Genomic DNA, 24851 nt, shown 5'->3' with positions numbered 1-24851 from the left:
TTGTATCGTCATGCAAAACACAAAAAAGGAAGCCCCTAAGGACTTCCTTCAGATTCCATATAGAATTATTTTACTTCATTTACCAATTCTTCGCCAGCCAAGAATGCTTTTGCATTGTTACAGCTTACATCAGCCATAGCTGTCAAAGCTTCTTCTGTCAAGAATGCCAAGTGACCAGAGATAACGATTTTGTCGCTAGCCAACATTCTGGACAATGTAGCGTCTTTGTTTTCTGCTTCGGAACAATCTTCGAAGAAGTAGTCGTGTTCCACTTCACAAACGTCCATACCAGCACCACGAACTTTACCAGCGTCGATTGCATCCATCAATGCTTCGGAATCAACCAAACCACCACGAGCAACGTTAACCAACAAAACGCCATCTTTCATTTTGCCGAAAGCTTCTGCATTCAACATATGGAATGTTTGAGGCATCAATGGGCAGTGAATGGAAATTACGTCAGAACGAGCGTACAATTCATCCAATTCTACATATTCCAAGCCCAAGTTTGGATTTGGGAATGCATCGTAAGCCACGATGTTCATGCCGAAACCTTTCAAAATGTTGATCATACATTGACCGATTTTACCTGTACCGATAACACCAGCTGTTCTGCCAACCAATGCAACGCCATCCAAGCCAGCAATGTTGAAGTTGAATTTTGTGCTTCTTTCGTAAGCCAAATGTGTTTTTCTATTGATTGCCATCAACAAAGCAGCGCCTTGTTCTGCAACAGATTCAGGAGAATAAGCAGGTACACGAAGTACAGGAATGCCACATTCTTTTGCAACAGCCAAATCAACGCTATCGAAACCAGCACAACGAAGCAAGATCAATTTGATGCCCAAGCTATGCAATGTACGAACTGCTTCAGCGGATACTTCATCGTTAACGAAAGAACAAGTTGCATCGTGACCAGCTGCCAAATGAGCAGTTGCAGGTGTCAATCTTTCATTGAAGAAAGTGATTTCATAGCCAAATTTTGCAACAACAGGTGTGAAGAACTCTTTCCAATAGGATTTTGTGTCAAAAAAAGCGATTTTCATGTCGAAATTCCTCCTAAAAATAAAATAATTTGAATGGTGACTATTGACAAAGGTTACTTAATCTCATAAGCATCTTTCTTTGTTTGTCTTACTTTTAACAATATAAAACATTTTTGCACATTTGTCAACCAACTTTCTGAAATCTTAGCAGTTTGCACAGGGTTTTTTGTGTACGCAATGTTATTTTACGGTTTTCTGGTCAAATCGCCAATTTTGTATGTACACTGGTGGAGGATGGTATTGCGGTTGATTCGTGAATCAACCCTACAATTACCACCAATTTCATATATTCCACCAACCCGTTTCATTGCCACCGAATTCACGTATTCCTCCAATCGTTTCATTGCCACTGAATTCACGTATTCCACCCATCGTTTCGTTGCCTCAGAATGACAAAATACATTGGTTTGTGGCAGTTCATTACGGGATGTCGGGGACGCCATCCCCTACTTTAGAATGCAACACTATAAACTTTTCATTATTCACTCTTAGTTCTTCACTAAAAAATCCCCTAAGGTATGCCCTTAGGGGATTTCAGACTGTCAAAGAACCCTATTCCGCACCTTGGAATAGGGTTCTTTCGTATAAATAACGCATATTCTACAAACAACATGTACCTCTTGCTGCTCCATGTTGCCAGTTTTTTTAAGTTCATTGCAGCGAATTTAAGCTTCACCCATTTTGAAACTTGAGCCAAGCCTTTATGATATGTATATCGCATTGCGTGCTTCTCCTTTGCGTCTGCAAAAACCCGTTCTATGGTTTGGCTCCTCAACGCATAGGTGTCTTTTCCTAATGGAGAATGCCGCACATCCTCTGCTTTTTCTAAATATTTCCACCAGATGTGCTTGGTGACTACCTTTCTATGATCTTTGCTTTCGGTACACCTCGAAAGATTTTCGCATTTTTCGCAAATATAACTGTAACTTTTAAATTCTCTATAGCCATCTCGATTGGTGGTTGTGTATGGTAAAACGTGATATTGAGGACAAATGATGCAGTTGTAATATTCATCAAAAACATACTCTTGCCAAGGTAAATTCCCTTTTTTCGTCATCGGTCTCTTGTAAGGCAAAGAAGGTATTCTTCCATCATCAAATATTTGCTTGCAAATCCATGGGGTTTTGTACCCTGCATCAGCTGTAACCACTTGTATTTCTGGATATTTTTCTGTCACTTTATGATAAACCTCATCAAATACAACGCTATCATGGACGTTTCCAGGTGTTACAACTGTTTCTAACACAAAATTATTTTTATCGCAAACGGTATGTGCACCGTATGCAAAGCACTTTTTATGTTCGCCCTTATGGAACAAACCGCTGTCTGGATCTGTTGTAGAAGTGGTAATTGTTTTTGTTTTTGGAGGGTCATTTTTATCCTCAAAAGGCTTTTTTCCATTATCCTCTCTGTCTTTATTGATTTCTTCAAACAGCTCTTTTTCATATCGTTTTGCTGCAATAGGAATTTCTTTTTTGATGTTTTTCTTTAAATTTGCATTTGCCTTGATATGCGTTGCATCTATAAACACAACTTCTGGACGTAAATATCCTTTTTTCTCAACTTCACCTAAAATCCAAGCGAAAATTTTTTCTACCACTGTTTCTTTAAATCTATTGTTGAAGTTATAACTAATGGTAGCAAAGTGCGGAATACTATCATTGAGGGTATAGCCCAAAAACCAGCGATAGGCAATATTCATTTCAATTTCTTTTACCGTTTGGCGTAAAGAGCGAATTCCATACAAATGTTGGATAAACACCATTTTAAAGAGAACAACAGGGTCAACGCTAGGTCTGCCGTTGTTTGAGCAGTACAAATCTTCCACAAATGAATAAATTTCATTAAAATCTACGGCTTTATCTATTTTTCTTAATAAATGATTTTCTGGAACGAGCATATCTATGTTTATGATTTCTACTGATGTTCTTTTGATTTCTTCTTTACTCAACATTTGTCATCACCTCAACCTCATTATACCAAAAAAAGCCAGCTTATGCTGACTTTTTTGACAGTCTGAAATCCCCTAAGGTATGCCCTTAGGGGATTTTTCTTATTCTACCGTTACAGATTTTGCTAAGTTTCTTGGTTTATCTACGTCACAACCTCTTTCCACTGCAATGTAGTATGCAAACAATTGCATTGGCAATACCACATAGGAGCTTGCAAATAGGTTATGTGCTTTTGGTAAGTAAATCACTTGGTCTGCCACTTCTTCCATCAAGGTTTGACCTTCTGGTGCAATACCAATGACCCTAGCGCCACGTGCTTTGACTTCTTTTGCATTGCTGACCAATTTTTCAAACAATGTATCTTGTGTGGCAATTGCAATGACCAAAGTGCCTTCTTCCACCAAGGAAATGGTACCATGTTTCAATTCACCTGCTGCATATGCTTCACTATGGATATAGGAAATTTCTTTCAGTTTCAAGGAAGATTCCATTGCTGCTGCATAGTCAATTCCACGACCGATTAGGAATACATCTTCACAACTAGCATATTCTTTTGCCAACTCTGCAAGGGATGCATCCAATTGCAACAATTTCGCTGCTTTTTCTGGCATTTCTTCCAATTCTTTTTCACAAAGAGCATACATTTCATTGGAAACAGTACCCCTTTCTTTTGCAAAGTACATTGCCACCAAGTACAACACAGAAAGTTGTGTGGAATAGCCTTTTGTGGTTGCAACTGCAATTTCAGGCCCAGCCCATGTATACAAAACATAGTCGCTTTCTCTTGCAATGGAACTACCCACCACATTGACAATGGACAACACCTTAACACCTTGTTTTTTGGCTTCACGAAGAGCTGCCAATGTATCTGCTGTTTCACCTGATTGGCTCAAAATGATACACAAATCGTTTTTGTTCAAGATGGGGTTACGATATCTAAATTCAGAAGCGATATCCACTTCTACAGGGATTCTACACATTTCTTCGATGACATATTTGCCAACAATACCAGCATGCCAAGCACTACCACAAGCCACGATGTGAATGCGATTCAAGTTTGCAATTTCTTCTTTGGTCATTGCGAAATCATCCAATTTCACTTCGCCATTTTCCAAACGTGGTAAAATGCTTTTTCTAAGTGCTTCTGGTTGCTCCATCATTTCTTTCATCATGAAGTAGTCATAACCGCCTTTTTCTGCTGCTGCAATGTCCCAATCTACATGATAAATTTCTTTTGCAATGGTGTTACCTACCAAATCGTACAAAACAACGCCATCTTTTGTCAAATATGCAATTTCGTTGTCATTCAACAAGTAATAATCTCTTGTGTGTTCCAAAATTGCTGGTGCATCAGATGCAATGTAGTTGCCATCTTCACTCAAACCAACCAACAATGGACTGTCTTTACGCACTGCCAAAAGGGTATCTGGATGATCGCTACACAAAACACCAAGTGCATATGCACCACGAATTTCACCAATGACTTTTTGCAAGGTTTCCAATGGATTGCCTGCATAGTAGAAGTCAAAGAGCTGTGCCACAACTTCTGTATCTGTTTCAGATTGGAAGATATAACCATTGTCCAACAACATTTTTTTGATTTCCAAATAATTTTCGATGATACCGTTATGTACCAAAGAAATTTTGCCACTTTGACCATTATGAGGGTGACTGTTTCTGTCACTTGGTTCCCCATGTGTTGCCCATCTTGTGTGACCAATACCAATATGAGATGCAGAACTGCCCTCTGTTTCGATTTTTTCTACCAAGTTGGTCAAACGTCCTTGGGATTTGACGGTACGAATCCCATCTTCAAACACAGAAACACCAGCGGAGTCATACCCTCTGTATTCCAATTTTGCAAGCCCTCCCAATAAAATGGGCATAGCCTCCTTGTTACCAATATATCCTACAATACCACACATATTATCATTCTCCTTTATATCTCATTCAGTAGCGAAACAGGAAGATAAAATTGATCACATATCAATAAAAGGGTTTCTTATTGTTCCCTCTACGAACAACAAATCAAACTCTTCATTCTTCACGATTCGCTTTTCACTACAAGTGCCTTTACACTTGCTTTTCGTTCGTTGTTTTTCTTTTTGTCGGAAAAATTGACTTTCTCCATTTGTAGAAAAACCTGCGTCCCTGAACGAATGGGCGAGAAGCATCCGCCGAATTCTCGATAAGGTAATACCACACAGAAATTGTGCCATTTACCATAACTTCTACCTCGTCAACCACTCCACCTGTGGTTCTGGCGCTATTGTTACAAGACCCGTCCTTTCCTCATTTTTTGTCGATGGATGACAGTATCCATTCTTTTTTAGAATGAATATTCCCAATAGTATACCATTATTTTGGGATAAAGGCAATACCGCATAACCCTGATTGCAAAATTTGCGAGTAGATTTTTTCGTCAGAATCGCTAAAAAATGGAGACGATATCGGAAATATCATCGAGTATTTTTGGTGATTATGACGGGCAAATAAACCGCAAAGGTTGTGATAGAGGGTTGTTCGGTGTTGCCTAAAGTAAAGATAGGGTAGGTTTTCTTAATATATGATGGAGATATGGGAATTAGAATCTCTGTTGCGCTTCCATCAAAAAAGAAGCATTCCCTTGGTTTGAAATGCTCCCTTTGTTGACAAATAGGTTGAAATATGGTATTGTTTTCTCATAAATGAGGAGACCACCAAAATGGTCTGTCTCGCATTTGTCTAGGCTACCCTAAAACGGCGAGGTTTTGATGAGGGTAGCTTTTTTATTTCTCTTATTTCTTATCAACATAAGAGAGAAGTGCCACAAGAAACGTACCAAACATTAGCATCACTACTAATACTTCATATGTATTCATGTTCACCACCTCCTCTCATTCATAATAAATGAGAGACAAACCACCCATCATGGTCTCCATTTTTATATTATACGACAAAATTTTATGTCCTGCAACCAATTGTGTTGTAGGATTTTTTATTTCGGTCGATTCGTGAATCGCCCCTACAATTGCCATCGTTTCGTCATTCCGTAGGGGCGACCTGTGGTCGCCCGTAAAGCAACGAAGAATCTAATGCCTACATTCGTTGTTTGATTACGGCAAGAATATCACGGACAGCCACAAGGACATATCCAACTGCCCGTAGCGTCATCCTGAATGCAATGAAGGATCTTGGTTTTACGGTTGATTCGTGAATCAACCCTACGCCAAATGATTGCTAACAATACAAAAGGCAAGAGCAAAGGTCATCATTTTGCAAGCAAAATCACCTTCGGTGACCGCCATATCTTTGGTGGGAGCACTTGCACTACAAGACCATCAAACCAATAAAAAAACATTCTAGCCTATGCCAAAATGTTATTTTATCATTTATCTTCTTCTCTTGTCACAACTTCGCTATTATCCACCGCATATTCCAACAGCAATCCAATGAGTTCGTTTCTGGAATGTCCCGTTTGTTTGGTGATACCTTCAATTTTTTCAACCAAGTCTGTTTTGATACGTATGGAAAACGTTGTGTGACCATCTTCACCTTTTGGCGGTTTTTGTGTGATGACCAATTTGCTTTTTGCCATAATAACCATCTCCTTATAACATATATATTATGATTGATGATTCACAATTAATATGTTATAATTTATGTTATAAATTCAAAAATTTTGAAGGAGGTTGTTTTATGAAACTGGCAATCATTGGTTCACGTACCATTACCAATATAGATATCGCCCCATACATTCCAGAAGGTGTTACAGAAATCATTTCTGGTGGCGCAAAAGGTGTGGATACTCTTGCAGAAGCCTATGCTGACAAACATCGTCTTTCCAAACATATCATCAGACCTCGTTATGATTTAGCAGCACCCATCAAACGCAATGAATTGATTGTTGCTGCCTGTGATATGGTTCTTGTATTTTGGGATGGCAAATCCAAAGGTACATTGTCTAGTATCAATTTGGCAAAGAAGTTGGAAAAAGAAATTTTGATGGTTACTTTTGAAAATAGTTGAAACTATCAGTGTTTAGTAGTATGATATTTTTATGGAAGTCGTGATGGTGGTTCCTCTCATTTACTAAGGATGAGAGGAGGTGTGTGTATGGATACATATGAAGTATTGGTGGTAATGCTAATGTTTGGTACGTTTCTAATTGCACTACTCTCTTATATCAATAAAAAATAAGAGAAATAAAAAAGCTACCCTCACAAAACCTCGCACGTTTTAGGGTAGCTTAGAACCAATGGGAGGATAGCCACTTTTGGCGACTTCCTACTTAGTTTTAATATAGCATATGACTACACTTTTGTAAAGTCAATCTAATGGGATTGCCTTTATTTTTTTGCATATCATACCCATTCCTTCACATATCGCAAAAACACCGTTTCTGCTGCTGCAATGCCATCCACTGCTGCTGACACAATACCACCTGCATATCCTGCACCTTCACCTGTTGGATACAATCCCTTATGAGAATAGCTTTCACCACTGATAGTTCGCATAATACGCACAGGTGAAGAACTTCTACTTTCCACCGCTGTCAAAATACCATTTTCACCATCAAAACCTTTCAACTTTCTACCCATAGCTGGCAATGCTTCTTTCATGGCTTCTATCATAAATTCTGGGAAGATTTCAGACATAGACACTTCCTTTGTAGCGGGTGCATAGGTTGGATTTACAGAACAATCCCTTGCATCTTTGCCCAAGAAATGACCAATGGTTTCTACGGGTGCTGTATAGTCGCTACCACCTGCAACAAAGGCCTTTTCTTCCAAATCACGTTGGAAATACATACCACCCAAAGGATGTTTATCAGGGAAATCTTCAGGGAATACTTGCACCAACAAAGCCGAATTTGCATTTTGACCATCCCTTGCATGATGGCTCATACCATTGACTGCCAAACGTCCTTCTTCTGATGCTGCTGCCACCACATAACCACCTGGACACATGCAAAATGTATAGACACCTCTACCCTTTTCTGTAGTATGGGTCAAGCGATATTCTGCTGCTGGCAACTGACCTGCCAAATCCCCATATTGGGACACATCCACCATTGTTTGAGGATGTTCCACACGTACACCCATAGCAAATGGTTTGGGTTCCAATGCCACTTGTTTTTCATAGAGCATGGTAAAGGTATCCCTTGCACTATGTCCTACAGCCAAAATCACATCATTGGTTTCTATGGTTTTGCCATCTGCCAATTCCACACCTATAATGCTTTCATTTTCCACCATGAAATCCACCACTTTTGCAGAAAAATGTACTTCACCACCCAATCGGATGATTTCTTGACGCATGGTTTTCACCACACCACGAAGCAAATCTGTACCAATGTGTGGTTTTGCATCGTACAAAATTTCTTTTGGTGCTCCTGCCTGTACCAATTCTTCCAACACTTTGCGACAACGTGGGTCTTTGATTCTTGTGGTCAATTTACCATCAGAGAATGTACCAGCTCCACCTTCACCAAATTGCACGTTATTTTCTGTATCCAATTCGCCTGTTTTCCAGAACAATTCAACTGCTTCTTTTCTTGCCTCAACATCTTTGCCACGTTCCAAAATTACAGGATTCAATCCCATTTGTGCCAAAATCAGTCCTGCAAACAAGCCTGCTGGTCCAAACCCAACCACTATTGGCCTTTTGGGAAGTTTTGCATCTCCTTTTGGCAATTCGTAGGTCAATTTTGGTGCTTTGACTGCTGTATTATTCTTCATACGTGCACATTTTGCCAACACACGTTCTTCATCTTCCACTTTTACATCCACCACGTACACATAATGGATATTGTCTTTTTTTCTGGCATCCAAAGAACGCTTGGAAATTTCCATCTCCACAATCACATGTTGTGGTATCGCCAAAGATTTGGCAACCTTCTTTTTCAATAATTCTTCTGTGCCATCTACAGGCAATTTGATGCCTTGTACTCGTATCATTTTTCTATTCCTTTCTCAACCAGCTTCACCTGGAATATCAAACATCAAACGTTCCATCAGTTCATCTGGTATATCTGTCAGTTCTGCTAAATTCATTTCTTCTGGACTATCATATATACCCACTGTAACCCAACAGTATGTTTCTATTTTCTCATTTCTAAAAACTGCTTTGTCCATTACGATATTTCTACCTCGACAAGCATCTCTTGTTTCTTCAGATGTGGTCTGGATCAGCACTGGATTGCCCCATATATTACACACAGTATAAGCATCTGCTGCAAAAAAGTCTTTTGTATAAACACCTGTCAGCTTATATTTTCCAATCAAGAAATTCTGTTCTTGGTGTTTGATGTGGCGTAAATCAATCTCCACTTCGTCTGCATAATATTGAGAGCCACAATTATATGAATTGTATAGCATCCATTCCTTTTGATGATATACAAACTTTTTCTCTGCAAGTATCTGACAATTTGGGTCCTGCTGCACAATATTCAAAGAAGGATCGTCGCTATAATAATCTGTTACAATTTCGCCTGCTTTGGATTTCAAATATCGTTCTTTTGTGTCCTCATCATCTTCCAAATCCAACCAGTGCTTTTCAAAGCTTTCCAAATCCTCTGTAAAAAAGCTTGCAACACCAGAACAGAAACCTACACCATTTCGATCAAACAGCATGATTTTATACATCTGCATCACTCCTTTTACAGTTGCTTACAACAGATTATTTGTGAATTGTTCTATCTTAACAATGTGATTTGATATGCTATCATTCCGCATAATACACTTCTTTCAAACACAAGCCTTTTGCTGGTGCAGTAAATCCTGCCACTTCACGTTTTTGTGCTTGCAAAATATCTTCCAACTGTGAAACTTCCTTTTTACCTTCTGCCACTTCAATGATAGTTCCCACCAAAATACGAACCATTTGGTACAAGAATCCATCCCCATAAAAGGACAGTACAACCTTTGCACCTTCACGATGAATATCAATGCTATATATGGTACGTACTGTGGATTTTTTCATACGTTTATTGGCACAAAAGCTTTTGAAATCATGTGTTCCAATAAAGGCATTTGCTGCCAACTTCATTTGTTCCACATCCAATTCCTCTGACACCCAAAATGTATATTTTCGGTCAAACACAGGCGGTACTGGACTGTTCCAAATGGTGTATTCGTAAATTTTACCTTTGGCACTCAGGCGACTATGAAAACGATTTGCCACTTCTTCCAAAAACAAAACCGCAATATCTTCTGGCAAATGGGAGTTGATTTCTGCCATCAATTCTTCTTCTGTTCCATCCCAATCCATATGAAAATTGGCAACTTGACCCTTGGCATGTGTGCCAGCATCTGTTCTGCCAGAACCCATCACTTCTACAGCAGTGCCTGATAATATGGCTAGGAGCTTTTCCAATTTTTCTTGAATGGTGTTTTCGGTATTGCCTTGTTTTTGCCAACCATTGTAACGTCCACCATCATAAGCAAGTATCATTTTGTAATTTTTCATATCTCCACCTCCATGTAGAATCAAAAAGGAAGGTAGAAACACCCTCCTAGTTGTTTTGGTATCCAGTTCTTTGTTTCATAATGGCAATTTCATAATAGGAGGGCATGGAAACCCTCCCCTACGTAGCATATTGATGTGACGAATTGATTCGTGAATCAAACCTACACAAAATCCCATTCACTTTACGCTTGCAACATTTCCAAAATCTTAGGTACAAATTGTTTCTTTCTGGAAACCACACCTTGCAAAACAATACGTTCTTTCATAATTTCTTTGCCAAATGCTTGCTCTATGATTTCTGCTGCTGTTTCACCCACATACAGAAGTTCTGAAGATTCTGTCAAAATATTGGTGAGCAACAAATATAAATTTTCCTTTTCGCCTACGATACTTGCCATATATTCTTGCAAAATCGGTCTGATGCGTTCCAATTCTTCCCAATCCAAGGAAGAAACTTGACCCACACCAAGATACATACCTTCCACAATGAATTTTTTGTAATCTTGATAGAAGATTTCTTCCGCTGTTTTATCTGCCAAACCACTGCCTGCATGAAACATTTTCTCTGCATGTTCTCTTGCATCAATGCCTGCAATTTCAGCCAATTTTTCTGCTGCATCACGATCTCTCCATGTACAAGTTGGAGATCTGAACATCAAAGTATCTGACAAAATAGCAGAACACAACAATCCAGCAATTTTAGGTTCTGGCACAATACCATGTTCCAAATATATACCATAAATGATGGTTGCAGTACAGCCCACTGGTTGATTTCTGAAATATACAGGTGTTTTGGTTTCCAAACTACCCAAACGATGATGGTCAATGATTTCCAAAATTTCTGCTTCTGCAATACCTTCTACCGCTTGTGAAATTTCGTTATGATCCACCATGATGATTTTCTTTTTGTCTGGATTCAACAATGCACGTCTGGAGAACATACCACAATATTCCCCATCTTCTGTCAAAACAGGGAAATCTCGATGTCGAATTTTTGCCAAGGTACTCTTTACATCACGCACATAATCATTTCTATGGAAAGAAATCAAATCATCCTTCTTCATGAAATAGGAAATGGGTGTACTTTGGCTGATGAGTCTTGCTGTTGTATAGGTATCATGTGGGCAACTGATGATTTTACATCCACTGGCTTCTGCCATTTTTTGAATGGTTTTGGACACAGGTGCATTCATACAGACCACAATACAACCTGCTTTCATTTCCACTGCACAAAGCTGGCTTTCAAAACGATTGCCTGTCAGCAAAATATCACCTTCAGAAACATAGGTTTCCAACAATTCTGGATTTGCAGCACCAATCAGGATTTTACCTTCTGTGACATAATCTTCAATATCGCCAACAATCATATGACCATCAATGGTTTCTGTCACATTGCGATAGGAAGTATGGGACATTGCCAAAATTCTGGACTCATATACCTCCATATTTGCAGTTGCAATATCCTTTACGGAAACAATACCTTCCAATTTGCCATCTGTCACAACAGGCATTGTGGCATCGCCAACATCTTTCATAATTACCCATGCTTCTTTCACAGAAACATCTCGTTCCAATGGCGGTGTGGATTTTAGGGCAATATCGCCAATTTGTGTACCCACATCTTTCATATATAAAGGTGCTTCCACGTCAAAACGTTCCAAAACATACTTGGTTTCACTATTCAATTCCCCTGCTCGTCTAGGGATGAAGGTTCCTTCTTCTATCTGATTTTTCAGTGCTGCATATGCGATTGCAGAACATATGGAATCTGTATCTGGGTTCTTGTGACCCACTACAAAAACTTCTCCTTGGTTTTTCATATTCAACCTCCTGACTTTCTTTGTTTCAGTATATCTTGAAATGATTTGTTCGTCAATGATATTTGCGTTAGATGCATGTTATGCTTATAATGTGTAGTATCGTTTATTTTGTAGGGGTGATGTTTCGTCACCTGTTGGAATGTTTGTGAATTAATATTAGGTAGGAATTTATTCACGTTTTAAAGCATTCAGACCTTACTTTTTGACACCAAAAAGTAACAAAAAGTGCCACTACTTCCGAAGCGTGGAGCACGGTTCAAGGGCTTTGCAAGCCCTTAAAAATCCCCTACAAGGTGGAATAGACATGGCTATTGCTATAATTTATGGCTTGAGCATGCTTCCTTCATGGCTAGAGACGCTTATTGAAACTTTCACTAGTAATAATTGAGAGGATTCCGCTTTGCAAGCAAAGGCTGAGTGGAAATCAAAAGTCATTTGTTAAATTATTTAATTCTAATAGCGGGATGTCGAGGACGCCATCCCCTACAGAAACACACTCTAACGTATTGTCATTCAGAGGAGCACCGTGACGAAGAATCCTTGGTTTTGCGGTCGATTCGTGAATCGCCCCTACAAGTGTAATATATTTAAGGTTTTGATTTTTGTAGGGAGCGATGCCCTCATCGCTCCGCAACTACACATTATATAAATAACCTGTAGAAACAATCTAACCTACAATTACAAAAGCCACCCTATGGATATCATCACCCACAAGATGGCTTTATCATTTTTATTTGATTTCTTCCCAAATACCGGCTTTGTTATACAATTCGTAGAAATGATTGGTTGGACCTACACCTTTGCCAATATCCAAGCTATGTTGGATTGCAGTTGTGATATAGTCTTTGCCAATTTGCACTGCTTCTTCTACAGATTTGCCCTTTGCCAAGTTTGCTGCAATGGCAGATGACAAGGTACAACCTGTTCCATGTGTGTTTTTGGTTGGAATACGTTCCATTTTAAAAGTTGTGATTTTTTCACCATCAAACAACAAATCCGTTGCATCGTCTTCCAAGTGACCACCTTTGATGAGCACATTCTTTGCACCCATTTTATGAATTGCATAGGCTGCTGCTTCCATAGATGCCAAATCATCAATTTTCATACCTGTAATCACTTCTGCTTCTGGCAAGTTTGGGGTCACCAAATATGCCAAAGGAATCAATCGTTTGATCAGTGCATCCTTTGCATCTGGTTGCATCAAATCAAATCCACTTTTGGAAATCATAACAGGGTCTACCACAATTTTTTCTACTTTATGTTCCATAAGTTTATCTGCAATTGCATGGATGGTTTCAATTTGAGATACCATACCGATTTTCACACCACTGACTTCGATATCTGTAAAGATTGCATCAATTTGACCTTTGATGATATCTGGTGTAATGTCTTGGCAACCAAAGACACCCTGTGTATTTTGTACCGTAACCGCTGTAATGACACTCATACCATAGGTACCATGTGCAGAAAAGGTTTTCAAATCTGCTTGAATACCAGCACCACCACAAGAATCAGAACCTGCTATTGTCAAAACATGTTTCATATTGAACCCTCCATAAAATCTTGACTTCCTTTTCAGATATATGTTGCTCTGTCTAAAAGAGCGGTCGAACACACAGGTTCGCCCCTACAAATTTTATTTATTATACACCAAAATCAACCCTTGAGCAACCATACAAACATTTCATCCAATGGTACATAGATTTCATTGTCCACCATAATCACTTGCATATCCAAATCCACACCATCACCAATCAAAGTGATATCTGATTTTTCTGTAACCAAATTGCCATCTTCTTGTAAGAACATTTCATTGCCAATGGTGGTAAACATGCGGTTTTTGAGGATATTCAAAGCATTATTTCCCACGTCATATGTCACCATAAAACGAGCAGTATCTGTCATATCACGGAGTTTCACATAATCCACACCCAACAAAGAAATTACATCATATGTGTATGTGGTGCCACCTGAAGATCTGGTTGTGGTTGTGATGGTTCTGGAGTTTTCAAGACCCAACCATTCCAATTCATATGGATAGATTTTATCGGTATAAATGCCATCTGCACCTTTATCAAAAGCATCTTGTGCATACAAATAACGATTGATGGTATGTGCATATACCTTGATGCCTTTGTTATGGAAAATGGCAGTGGTTGCTGTTGTCACACGTTCTGTGCTGACTGCAACGGTATTGATGCCCTTTGTATTGCAAAATGTTGCGATTTGCTCATAATTTGGATTGTAATTCAAATACAAGGTATAAACCCATTCAGGGAATTCATAAATGTTGTTGATGACATCAAACATTCCATCTGTATAAATCTGTGGCACCAAACGATCCAAAACCGCTTCATTGCCTGTGGTTTTGCAAATTTTCACAATTTCTGTAAACATCTTTTTGGTCAATTCAAGGTCTGTGGATTTGGTGTCTGTCACAATATACACATCTGGATATTCTGCCATCAAATAAATCAAGTCTTCTGCCACCATCGGTGTTTGTTCATAGACAATTTTGCTATTAAGGTATGTGCTGCTGTTCATCACCAGACCTTCTGATGGAATTTCTTGTTCCAAACGATAATAGGAACCATCTGAATCAAAATCATGACGCACCACCAATACCCCATCAGTAGTGTACATAAAATCTGCTTCCATAACTGCATACCCTCTGCCCCAAGATTCGATAAATGCTTCTTTGGAGTTGAGTTCAATCTTTCCATCTGATTCACCCAAAGCATGCGCAATCAAAGGATTCCCTTCATACCATGCACCAAAACAAATGGTAGGCAAAAGGGCACTTGCCAAAAGTATTCCTGTAAATGCCAGTTTTTTTCTAATCATTTCCTAATCTCCTTCTAAACGCAGAAAAAACGGAGAAGTTATCCCCGTTTCCTCGTTCTTATTTTTATATCACCTTAGAAAACACTCTTTGGAGAAAACAACAAAGTGCTTTCTTGGGCGCCTTTTAACTGTGCTTGTGCCAAGATTTCCAAAAGATTTTTTTCGCCATAATTTGGAAAAACCGCAGTCGATATCGGAAATATCGTCGAGGACTTTTACAGATTTTGACGGACAAAATACTTGGAAAGATTGGTGCTGTGTGCAGTTAAATGGCAACCTTTTTATTCTTCTTCGAACAATTCATCGAAAGCAGCAGAAACTTTGTCAAATTCTGCATCGTCTTCGATTACGTCCAATTCTACTTCTTCGCCAACTTCTTTGTATTCATACAACAAAACAGTTTCGTCTTCCAGTGGCAACAAAGCAATGTATTCTTTACCTGGTACTTCTTCTACTGTGAATACGCCCAAAACGCCACATTCCAATTCTGTATCGTCGTCCAAAGTCAAGAACATTGTTTCCATTTCTTCTTCGTGATCGTGGTCACATCCACATCCACATTCATGTGTATCGCTCATATTATGATCCTCCTTAAATTTTCAAATTCATACTACCTCAATTCCCATTAAGGTACATTACTATCATACATGATAAATCGCCATCACACAATTACTTTTTTTGGTTTTGTTGACGATTTTTCTCTTTTTCTTCAAGTTTTTTTGCCTTTTTTGCAAAAAATCCCATTTTTTCTTCTTTTGCCTTTGATTTGGCTGGTTTTTTTGATTTTGCTTGTTGTGGTTTCACTGATTTTTTGGGTGCAAAGTCCAGTTCAAAATCATCCATTTCATCTTCATATATGGTAATCATTTTACCTGATTTGCGTTTGTCAGGAGCAACCAAATCCAAGTCTTTTTTGGTTTTGGTACTATCCACCAATTTGCCATAGGACATTTCCTTTTGCACAAATTTCAGACCCCAAACCTTGGCATACTTATGCACCCAACGTCTTTCATAAGGTGTCACCAATGTGATAGCAGTGCCTTCTTCACCTTTTCTACCACATCTACCTGCTCGATGCAAATAGTGTGTTGGTTCTTCTGGTACATCCAAATTGATGATGTGTGTTACACCTTCGATATCCAAACCACGAGCACCAATGTCAGATGCCACCAAAACAGAAATTCGACCTGCTCTGAAATCATCCATTGCATTTTTACGATCGATTTTGTTGGCTTGTCCATAAATTCCAGCTGCCTGGATGCCATGATGACAAAGCTTATCCACTGTGACTTCGATATTTTCTGGATTGTTCAGGAATACCATAGCACGTTTTGGCTTTTCACCAGCAATGATTTTACGAAGCAATGGGAATTTATCTCGTTGTGTGGTGAGCATATAGTAATGGGCAATGCCTCGAGGGACAATGCCACCTGTTTTGGCTTCGATGGAGATATAATCCTCTTTCATCAAAGTGGCTACACGATTTCTGGTTTCTTCAGGCACAGATGCAGACAGCAACACAATTTGACGTTCCTTCAATGTGGTACGTACAATGGCTTTCACATCTTCAAAATTGCCATCTTCCATCAAGCGATCGCCTTCATCCAAAACAATGGTTTTCACCAAATGTGCAGGAATTTTTTTACGACCAATGAGATCCAAGATTCTACCGGTAGAACCGACAATGAGCTTTGGTTTTGCTTTCAGTTTTTCCATTTGACGAGAAATGCCAGCAGAGCCAATGACCAACATACAACCAATGTCCAAACCACTGTTTTCCTCCAATAATTCTGCTTGTTTGCAGACTTGTGCTGCCAATTCATGGGTTGGTGTCAAAATGATGGCTTGTGCACCACGTACATTCATATCCAATTTTTCAATAATCGGCAACAAATAAGACAATGTCTTACCAGAGCCTGTTTCAGAACGTGCCACAATGTCCTTTTTTTCTTGCAACAATGGTACAAGATTTGTTTGGATTTCTGTTGGATTTGTGATCCCTTGTTTCTCCAGTGCCAAAACAAGATCATCCGATAAACCCAAATCTTTGAAGTTTTTTTCCATAGATTTTTCCTTTCTTTGTATTTTCGGGATGGGAAACCCATCCCCTACGATTGTATTCAAATATTAATAGTATTGCGGTTGATTCGTGAATCAACCCTACAAGTTGCATTGTCATTCTGAGGAAGTATGACGAAGAATCTTGGTTTTTGTAGGGAGCGATGCCCTCATCGATCCATCACATCATTTCTGTTTGTGTGTAGTATTCCACAATTCCTTTATAAATTGCCCAAGCAACTTGACTTTGGTATGTTTCATTGTTTAAATTTTGTTCTTCTTCCGGGTTGGACAAAAAGCCACATTCCACAATGACTGCTGGAATATTGGTGGTTCGCAACACATAATAATCGCTATTTGCTTTTGCTTGACGTGTGTTATCTGCATCCACCACAAGACGCAATTGTTCCTGTACACATTCTGCAAGCTGTTTGCCTTCTGTGCTTTCACCATGATAAAAAACTTGTGCTCCTTTTACAGAAGTAGAAGGAAATGCATTTTGATGGATGCTCACCAACAAATCGCCTTCTGTTTCGTTGGCAATTCTTTGACGTTCTTTCATATCCTCTTGTTTGGTACTTCCCAGTGCTTCATCTGTCAGACGTGTCACATAGACAATGGCACCACCTTGTTCCAGATATTGCTGTGTTTTGGTCATTATGGCTAGGTTGATGTGTTTCTCATCTTCACCCAGTGTGCCCACTTTTCCAGGGTCAAATCCACCATGACCAGCATCCAAAACAATGATTTTGCCATCTACAGGCAGCATGGTTGTAGCCGTTTGTTCTGCCATTTGTCCTACAAACACCAAACAACAACATATGATTCCCAAACATACCATCATTTGTTTGCTGATTCTTTTTCTCCAAAATGAACCCATAGTGTCACATCCCTTCTTTTATTTCTATGAAAGAGATTGTGGTTTTATCCATGGTTTTGGATAGTATATGATGGCAAGAGTAGAACCCTTGCCCTACAAGTATAGCGTATATTGATTTTTATTACTCATTGTAGAATACTAAAACCGCCCTACGATTGCATCCAAATTGTCATTCAGAGGAGCATAGCGACGAAGAATCCAAGGTTTTAGATCCTTCGACAAGCTCAGGATGACAAATCTAAACATGTTGGTTTGTGGCAGTTGATTACGGTCGATTCATGAATCGCCCCTACAAGTGTGTTGTATTTCAATTTTGTTGCATTACTTATGATATGGTTCGTTGCGATTAATACGTTCTGCACGATAAATTTGTTCCAAAAGCACCACACGCATCATTTGGTGTGGGAATGTCATTTTGGAGAAGCTCAAAGCGTAGTCTGCTCGTTTCATGACTTCTTTGGAAAGACCCAAGGAGCCACCGATGACAAATGCAATATGACTGACACCACGAACGCCTTTATCTGCCATAAATGCTGCCAATTCTTCTGAAGAAAGCATTTTGCCTTCCACTGCCAAAGCCACCACAAAAGCATCGTCTTTGATGGATTTTAGGATACGCAAGCCTTCTTTGTCCTTCACTTCCAATTCCTGTGCAGGACTCATGGTTTCTGGTGCTTTTTCATCTGGTAATTCGATGATTTCCAATTTCAGGTATCTGCCAAGGCGTTTGGAATATTCTGCAATGGCACCTTTCCAATATGCTTCTTTTAATTTGCCTACACAAACGATTGTGATTTTCATAGCTCCTCCAGTGAAAACCTTGGGGCTCTGCCCCAAACCCTGCCACCCTTTGAAAAGCGTGGACGTAAACTTTATTATGCGAAAACTACGTTTCCGCTGGTGTTATTTTTATATATCATTTGATTGATTAACCAATTTGTATTTATCAAATTTGATTGAGGATTAATTCCATCAAATTTCGATTTTACGACCATTGAAATTGCGGTTTGCCATTTCCATATGAATGTGTTTACCCACTTGGATTTTGCTACAAGCAAGCACTCGTTCCACTGTATGATATGCCAAAGCTGGTTCGTTATTTTCTGCACTCAAATGCCCCAAAAGCACATGTTCCATTTTACCTGACATCACTTCTGCCAACAAACCACCAGCATTCATATTGGACAAATGCCCCACATCACTCAAAACACGTTGTTTCAAATGCCAAGGATATGGTCCATTTTTCAACATATCCACATCGTGATTTGCTTCCAATAAGAGAATTTGGCTATCTGCAATGTGTTCTTTGATGGTATCGGTAACACAGCCCAAGTCTGTTGCAACTGTGATTTTACGACCAGCACCAAAAACAGAAAAACCAACCGGTTCTGCTGCGTCGTGTGGTATGGAAAAGGGTTGGATACACAAGTCATTGAGGATGCAATTTTCTTCTGGATACACATATCGTCTATTGTCTGGTGCAATTTTACCCAAAGTATCTTCCATTGCACGCCAAGTATCAAATGTGGCATAGATTGGAACATTGTATCTTCTGGAGAATACACCAGCACCTTTGATGTGATCCAAGTGCTCATGGGTGATGAAAATACCATCAATTTCAGAACCTTGTACAGAAAGTTCTGCCAAACCAGATTCAATTTTTTTACCACTGACACCTACATCCACTAAGATTTTTGTATGTTTGGTGCCCATATATGTACAATTGCCACTGCTGCCACTGACCAGTGTACAAAATTCCATTGCCATTGTTTCACCTCTTTTTGCGGGAAGGGGAACCCATCCCCTACAAATCATCATAAGTTTCTAATTGCTGTCATTCCGAGGTACCGAGGAATCTTTTTTCAGGCGCCCACATAGGAGCAACCCTACAAGTTATATGTTTTCGCTTCCATATTGTGGGATGGGAAACCCATCCCCTACATGTTTACGTTTGATTTTCATTTACGGTCAGATATGGAATCTGCCCCTACGTGTTCATAGTATATAATTTCTATCATAAAAACAAAAACGGTACCCATTTGGATACCGATTTCTAGACTTTTGATTAAATACGCACAATATCTGCGCCCATAGCGTTGAATTTATGCTCTACATTTTCATATCCACGGTCAATGTAACGCAAGCCATCAATAATGGTTTCACCTTCTGCTGCAAGAGCTGCCAAAATCATAGCTGCACCTGCACGCAAGTCTGTTGCAGACACTTCAGCTCCTACAAAATGAGGTACGCCTTCAATGGTAGCAACTCTACCATTTACATCTACTTTTGCACCCATTTTACGAAGTTCATCCATATATTGGTATCTATTTTCCCATACATTTTCTGTCAACACGCTTTTGCCAACACAGATGCTCAGGAGTGCTGCCATTTGTGGTTGCAAATCTGTTGGGAATCCAGGATAACTCATAGTTTTGACATCAATTCCACGCAATGGATGTGTTGCTGTTACACGAATGGATTCATCTCTTTCTTCGATGCCTACATTCATTTCTTCCAACTTAGCAGTCAAAGAATCCATGTGCTTTGGAATGATATTGTTGACCACAACATCACCACCAGTGATGGCTGCTGCAATCATATATGTTCCAGCTTCGATTTGATCTGGAATAATGGCATATTGTGCCTGATGAAGTTCTGAAACACCTTTGATACGAATGACATCGGTACCAGCACCTTTGATGTTTGCACCCATCATATTCAAATAGTTCGCTGTATCTACAACATGTGGTTCTTTTGCTGCATTTTCAATGGTTGTGGTACCTTCTGCCATGGTTGCTGCAAGCATTACATTGATGGTTGCACCAACGCTGACTTGATCCATGTAAATAGAAGTTCCAACCAATTTATCTGCATAGGCTTTCACAACGCCATCTTCTTCAATTACAGTTGCACCCAAAGCTCTAAAGCCTTTCAAATGCAAATCAATAGGACGTTTGCCAAAATTGCAACCGCCTGGCATTGCCACTTCTGCTTTTTTATAACGTGCCAACAAAGCACCCAAAAAATAATAGGACGCACGAATACGTTCCACTTCCTCAAAGGTTGCTGAATATGCAATTCCCTTGGAGCAATCAATCTCCAGCGTGTGACTATCTCTATATGTACATGTTCCACCTAATTTTTCAATTGTGGTACAAATACAAGCCACATCTTCAATGTCTGGCAAATTTTCCAAAACACTGACACCGCTACACATAACTGCCGCTGGTAGTACTGCAACTGCTGCGTTTTTGGCTCCACTGATATTCACTTCGCCCACAAGACGCTTTTTACCCCTTACAAGCAATTTCTCCATAATGTCCATCCTTCCAAGTGCGCTACATTTTATGCAGCAAAGGTCGGGCATACCTCTCACAATCTTTTTCTTTTCAATCTACATTCTATCCTTATTTCTGCCCTAACATTCGAATTATATCACGAAATGTCTACTGTGGAAAGAGTTTTTTATTTCTTTGTCCTAGAATCAGCAGTTTTACCATATTTCCATCACTGAAAAAAGAAATTTAAACTGGTATTTTCTGCAATCTACCAAATTATGCCACTTCTTCCACATCCAAAACAAGTGGTTCTGCATTCACTTCCAAGACACTATATTCCATTTCGTCTCCATCAAAGGAACAAAATACAATGTATAACCATTCATCATCATCCAAATCATATATATCGTACTGGTACCAAGTACCTTCCATTTCTTCTTCCACCAACACACCTTCCATAGCAAAATATGCATTGGTTTCTGCTAAATCAGGCTTTGTTTCCAAGAACTGCAACATATTTTCCAACTGTGTTTCTGTTGGTTCTTCTGGCACTTCTTCTGTTGTAGGAATGTCCACTATTTGGCAAGTGTATCCATTGACAAAGAACTTTTGGTTGTCTTCCAATGTGGCAATGCAATAATGTGGTTCCAAGTACAATTCTGTACCTTCTGTCAATTCCGTATTAGATGGCAAATAATACCCTACATTGACCTTTTGCACTGCAATTTCTTCTTCTGCACCCAATTCCAACCAAGCACGCATAAAGATAATCAACGCTTCATCTGCAAAGACAATTTCCTTTTCTTCTGTTTCACGTTCTATGATTTGTGCAAAGGAAAAATCAATTTCCATAACCCCAGCTTCTGTCAAATACACAGTGCATTCATTGGAGAAAATCAATTCATTGTGATAGGTTCCAACGTATTCCAACCCCCAAACATTACCCTTTTGCCAAATGTTTTGCAATTGCATATCCCCAAACAAGTTGGACATTTGGTATATGGCAGTTTGACCTACTTCCATGGCTTCTGAACGTGACAAGACTCCATCTGTTTCAGGCAATGCATTGTTTGTAAAAACACCCTTCAGCCCAGAAAGCACCAAGGTTTTTTCTTCTGTTTGATAGGTGGTTTCATCCATACCCACAATCACATGTGTTTCATCTCCACCAAAAAAGATTTCTTCCAACACATCCTTTTCATATACAGGAACCGTTGCAAGCAAACGACTCATAGGACTTGCTGTGGTATCCAAATCCGTATACAAAGTGATTCCGTTTCTGGAAAGCACCTCAAAAACAGCACGTTCTTGTGTGCCAGACAAAATATTCTCTTGTCCCTGTTGAAAACGCAAGCCAAATAAGCCTATATTCAAGGCTACTAAAATGAATATGACCATGTATTTGACTCTTTCCCATTCCATATGGTTTCTCCTAATTTTGTGTTACGTATTTTATTCTGATTATTTATAATTTACGCATATGTGGTGTGTTGCAAACGGAACAGTCAAGACTGTTCCCTACAGCTCATTATTTCGTTATTCATACATTTACATCAACAAATCTTCCATATTGCTTTCTGTCACAAAGACATATTCATACAAGGTGACAAGCCATTTCAAGCCTGCTTCTCCTGTTTGTTCCACATAATATTCCAAAGAAATGTCCATTACTTCGGAAATGGCTTTATCTTCAACAGTCAATTGATATGTTTTATTGGCGTCATCCAAAGCGTCGATGAATTGGACATCCAAAGAGCGTTCTTCTTCTGATTCCTCGAAATTCACCATATAACGTCGGTATTGTTTCACACTATCGTTACGCACGCATACTTCAATGGCGTGTTCCACTTCCAAGGTTTGCAACAAATCCCTAGACAAAGAAATTGGGAATTCACCCACCACATAGTCGAAATAATACACCGTTTCATTGCTTCGTTTTTTCACATCTGCCAAATAAATTTCTGTGTTCAAAGAATTGTCATTGGACAAGAAGTTTTTACTGATTTGATACCCTTCCAAAAGACTGGTTTGGTTGGCATCATTTCCATAGGAATCGTAGTTATAATATTCCAACATATAGATATCTGGTTCGTAGTTGATTACCGTTTCATTATCACTGAAAATATAGGTACCATCTGCATCTTGGTTGCTCCAATCCACCGAGAAATTACGGAAGAAGCCTTTGACGGTATCCTCCATATCTGTACGACTGAACACACCATCCACAACAAAAGTAGGCTCTGCCAACACCGTCTGATACGCATAAGGCAATTCTGCCCATTGTGGCAAGAATAGATTGCGTCCAATGACAGAAGAACCAATTTTTTGACCTGTGGAAATGTAGACATTCTTTTCTACATCTGTTGCCAAAAGCTCATACAAATCTGGACCTACGCTACTGGTTTTGGTTATGTAGGAAACACATGTATTGGTGCTGGAATTGACAAAATAAATGGAGGTATTTTCACCCAATCTTCTGGATGGCGCCATAATCATACAGTCAAATTCCATATCCATTTCATTTGCACTCAAAATGGAATCCACAAAATAATCGTTTCCAGACAGCAAAAAATCGTACTGCCAAACCACAGTACGTTGCGCCAACAATGTTTTCCAATCCACTTCCACATCGGTTTCCACCACCAAATTACGATCTGCAATGGTTTCTGCCAAAACATCTTCTGCATAGGTCAACACCTTTTGATTGCTACCATCCTCTGGATAATACATGGTAAAAGCACCTTCACCGCCACTGATGGCATACGCTGTTGGCAATAGGGTGATTTCTTCCATTTCCACTGTGTCTGATGAGGTGGTTTCTGCCATAAGCGAAAAAAAGCTACGGCTTGATGTTCCTTGTAGCCATAGCTCTCCCGTTTGGTAAACGGCAGCAATCATCAATAAAATTATAGTATAGTTCATAATCTTATATAGTTTCATCTACTTCACCGTTTTATCCTTTGTTGGCTTGCATCACACTTGGCAACGCCACCAATACCTTCAACTGTTCCTTAATTTCTTCTGAAATACGTTCCATTTGCAATTGGTAGCAAACGCTATCGTATCCTTCCAATTCTGCCAACAAAGTGATTTGATTGCGACCCACTTCCAACGGCATTGTAAAGACAAACATACCAAAGGAATTGGCTGTCTGTTCTCCACTGTAATGGAGTTCCCATTCGCCATCGTCATTCAACTGTTCCACTTCCAAAGTTACAACAGTTCCAGCCAAAGCTTCTCCATAAATCATACGATTTTTTTCAAATGTGATTTGTGGCTTAATTCCTTCTGTTTCCAAGTCTTCTGATGCAACCACTTCTGCCACTGCAATTTCCAAATCCTCCAAGTCCACGTCTACACGTTTCAATTCCTCATGGAGTTCCAAACCGCTGGTGATGGTAAGTGGTGCTTCTTCTGCTGCATATGCGAAAGTTGGGAACATGCACATACAAAAAGCCAATGTAAGCAAAGCAATTTTCCATTTTTTCAATTTCTTTTTCATTGTCATGTTCTCACCTCCTTAG

23 protein-coding genes are annotated in these 24851 nt (G+C 39.3%); 2 read left to right on the top strand and 21 right to left on the bottom strand.

Going from position 1 to position 24851, the window contains the following annotated elements; translation table 11 throughout:
• Positions 1-65 precede the first annotated feature (65 nt).
• From MJY40_RS02375 to MJY40_RS02350, 6 genes are all read right to left on the bottom strand, one after another.
• The gene (locus MJY40_RS02375; RefSeq protein ID WP_317855483.1) at positions 66-1046 is read right to left on the bottom strand and encodes a 2-hydroxyacid dehydrogenase; all 981 of its coding nucleotides are present in this window, start codon (positions 1044-1046) and stop codon (positions 66-68) included.
• Positions 1047-1231: 185 nt separating this feature from the next.
• Positions 1232-1405, bottom strand: coding sequence for a hypothetical protein (locus tag MJY40_RS02370; protein WP_317855482.1), 174 nt, complete (start codon positions 1403-1405; stop codon positions 1232-1234).
• Between the two features lie 152 nt (positions 1406-1557).
• The gene (locus MJY40_RS02365) at positions 1558-3000 is read right to left on the bottom strand and encodes an IS1182 family transposase (protein ID WP_317855481.1); all 1443 of its coding nucleotides are present in this window, start codon (positions 2998-3000) and stop codon (positions 1558-1560) included.
• Between the two features lie 99 nt (positions 3001-3099).
• Positions 3100-4923, bottom strand: coding sequence for a glutamine--fructose-6-phosphate transaminase (isomerizing) (gene glmS / locus MJY40_RS02360; protein WP_317855480.1), 1824 nt, complete (start codon positions 4921-4923; stop codon positions 3100-3102).
• 852 nt (positions 4924-5775) lie between these two features.
• Positions 5776-5826 (bottom strand): putative holin-like toxin, encoded by a 51-nt coding sequence (locus MJY40_RS02355; protein ID WP_317856395.1) that lies wholly within the window; start codon positions 5824-5826, stop codon positions 5776-5778.
• 539 nt (positions 5827-6365) lie between these two features.
• Positions 6366-6575: a ribbon-helix-helix domain-containing protein gene (locus MJY40_RS02350; RefSeq protein ID WP_317855479.1), complete on the bottom strand. Its 210-nt coding sequence runs from the start codon at positions 6573-6575 to the stop codon at positions 6366-6368.
• Between the two features lie 101 nt (positions 6576-6676).
• Between MJY40_RS02350 and MJY40_RS02345 the strand changes: the two genes are divergently transcribed.
• Both MJY40_RS02345 and MJY40_RS02340 read left to right on the top strand, forming a co-directional pair.
• A complete protein-coding gene (locus tag MJY40_RS02345) occupies positions 6677-7006 on the top strand; it encodes an LOG family protein (protein WP_317855478.1) in 330 nt (109 codons plus the stop codon).
• A gap of 69 nt (positions 7007-7075) precedes the next feature.
• Positions 7076-7177 carry a putative holin-like toxin gene (locus MJY40_RS02340; protein ID WP_317855477.1) on the top strand — a complete coding sequence of 34 codons (102 nt, stop codon included), beginning with the start codon at positions 7076-7078 and terminating at the stop codon, positions 7175-7177.
• A gap of 164 nt (positions 7178-7341) precedes the next feature.
• Here MJY40_RS02340 and MJY40_RS02335 read toward each other — a convergent pair whose 3' ends face one another.
• The 15 genes from MJY40_RS02335 to MJY40_RS02265 form a co-directional block, all read right to left on the bottom strand.
• Positions 7342-8937 (bottom strand): NAD(P)/FAD-dependent oxidoreductase, encoded by a 1596-nt coding sequence (locus MJY40_RS02335; protein ID WP_317855476.1) that lies wholly within the window; start codon positions 8935-8937, stop codon positions 7342-7344.
• A gap of 15 nt (positions 8938-8952) precedes the next feature.
• Positions 8953-9624, bottom strand: a complete 672-nt coding sequence (locus MJY40_RS02330; protein ID WP_317855475.1) for a hypothetical protein — start codon at positions 9622-9624, stop codon at positions 8953-8955.
• Between the two features lie 79 nt (positions 9625-9703).
• Positions 9704-10447, bottom strand: coding sequence for a tRNA pseudouridine(38-40) synthase TruA (gene truA, locus MJY40_RS02325; RefSeq protein WP_317855474.1), 744 nt, complete (start codon positions 10445-10447; stop codon positions 9704-9706).
• 182 nt (positions 10448-10629) lie between these two features.
• On the bottom strand, positions 10630-12267 hold the full coding sequence (locus tag MJY40_RS02320; protein ID WP_317855473.1) for a putative manganese-dependent inorganic diphosphatase: 1638 nt from the start codon (positions 12265-12267) through the stop codon (positions 10630-10632).
• 730 nt (positions 12268-12997) lie between these two features.
• Positions 12998-13810 carry a bifunctional hydroxymethylpyrimidine kinase/phosphomethylpyrimidine kinase gene (gene thiD / locus MJY40_RS02315; RefSeq protein WP_317855472.1) on the bottom strand — a complete coding sequence of 271 codons (813 nt, stop codon included), beginning with the start codon at positions 13808-13810 and terminating at the stop codon, positions 12998-13000.
• A gap of 113 nt (positions 13811-13923) precedes the next feature.
• Positions 13924-15111, bottom strand: coding sequence for a PI-PLC domain-containing protein (locus MJY40_RS02310; protein ID WP_317855471.1), 1188 nt, complete (start codon positions 15109-15111; stop codon positions 13924-13926).
• A 281-nt stretch (positions 15112-15392) separates the two neighbouring features.
• The gene (locus tag MJY40_RS02305) at positions 15393-15689 is read right to left on the bottom strand and encodes a DUF1292 domain-containing protein (RefSeq protein ID WP_317855470.1); all 297 of its coding nucleotides are present in this window, start codon (positions 15687-15689) and stop codon (positions 15393-15395) included.
• Positions 15690-15780: 91 nt separating this feature from the next.
• The gene (locus MJY40_RS02300; RefSeq protein ID WP_317855469.1) at positions 15781-17175 is read right to left on the bottom strand and encodes a DEAD/DEAH box helicase; all 1395 of its coding nucleotides are present in this window, start codon (positions 17173-17175) and stop codon (positions 15781-15783) included.
• 175 nt (positions 17176-17350) lie between these two features.
• Positions 17351-18049, bottom strand: coding sequence for an N-acetylmuramoyl-L-alanine amidase (locus MJY40_RS02295; protein ID WP_317855468.1), 699 nt, complete (start codon positions 18047-18049; stop codon positions 17351-17353).
• A 321-nt stretch (positions 18050-18370) separates the two neighbouring features.
• Positions 18371-18850: a 23S rRNA (pseudouridine(1915)-N(3))-methyltransferase RlmH gene (gene rlmH, locus MJY40_RS02290; RefSeq protein ID WP_317855467.1), complete on the bottom strand. Its 480-nt coding sequence runs from the start codon at positions 18848-18850 to the stop codon at positions 18371-18373.
• A gap of 171 nt (positions 18851-19021) precedes the next feature.
• A complete protein-coding gene (locus MJY40_RS02285) occupies positions 19022-19816 on the bottom strand; it encodes an MBL fold metallo-hydrolase (RefSeq protein ID WP_317855466.1) in 795 nt (264 codons plus the stop codon).
• 298 nt (positions 19817-20114) lie between these two features.
• Complete coding sequence (locus tag MJY40_RS02280) at positions 20115-21365, bottom strand: UDP-N-acetylglucosamine 1-carboxyvinyltransferase (protein WP_317855465.1); 1251 nt, start codon at positions 21363-21365, stop codon at positions 20115-20117.
• A 238-nt stretch (positions 21366-21603) separates the two neighbouring features.
• Entirely contained in the window at positions 21604-22749 is a 1146-nt protein-coding gene (locus MJY40_RS02275; RefSeq protein ID WP_317855464.1) for a two-component system regulatory protein YycI, read from the bottom strand.
• Positions 22750-22875: 126 nt separating this feature from the next.
• The gene (locus tag MJY40_RS02270; protein ID WP_317855463.1) at positions 22876-24267 is read right to left on the bottom strand and encodes a hypothetical protein; all 1392 of its coding nucleotides are present in this window, start codon (positions 24265-24267) and stop codon (positions 22876-22878) included.
• Between the two features lie 13 nt (positions 24268-24280).
• Complete coding sequence (locus MJY40_RS02265) at positions 24281-24835, bottom strand: hypothetical protein (protein ID WP_317855462.1); 555 nt, start codon at positions 24833-24835, stop codon at positions 24281-24283.
• Positions 24836-24851: the final 16 nt, after the last annotated feature.

The organism is Chakrabartyella piscis, assembly GCA_030067835.1.
GTDB classification, from domain to species: Bacteria; Bacillota; Clostridia; order Lachnospirales; family Anaerotignaceae; genus Chakrabartyella; species Chakrabartyella piscis.
The sequence above is the reverse complement of the archived record's forward strand: the minus strand, read 5'-3'. Positions and strand labels throughout refer to the sequence as shown.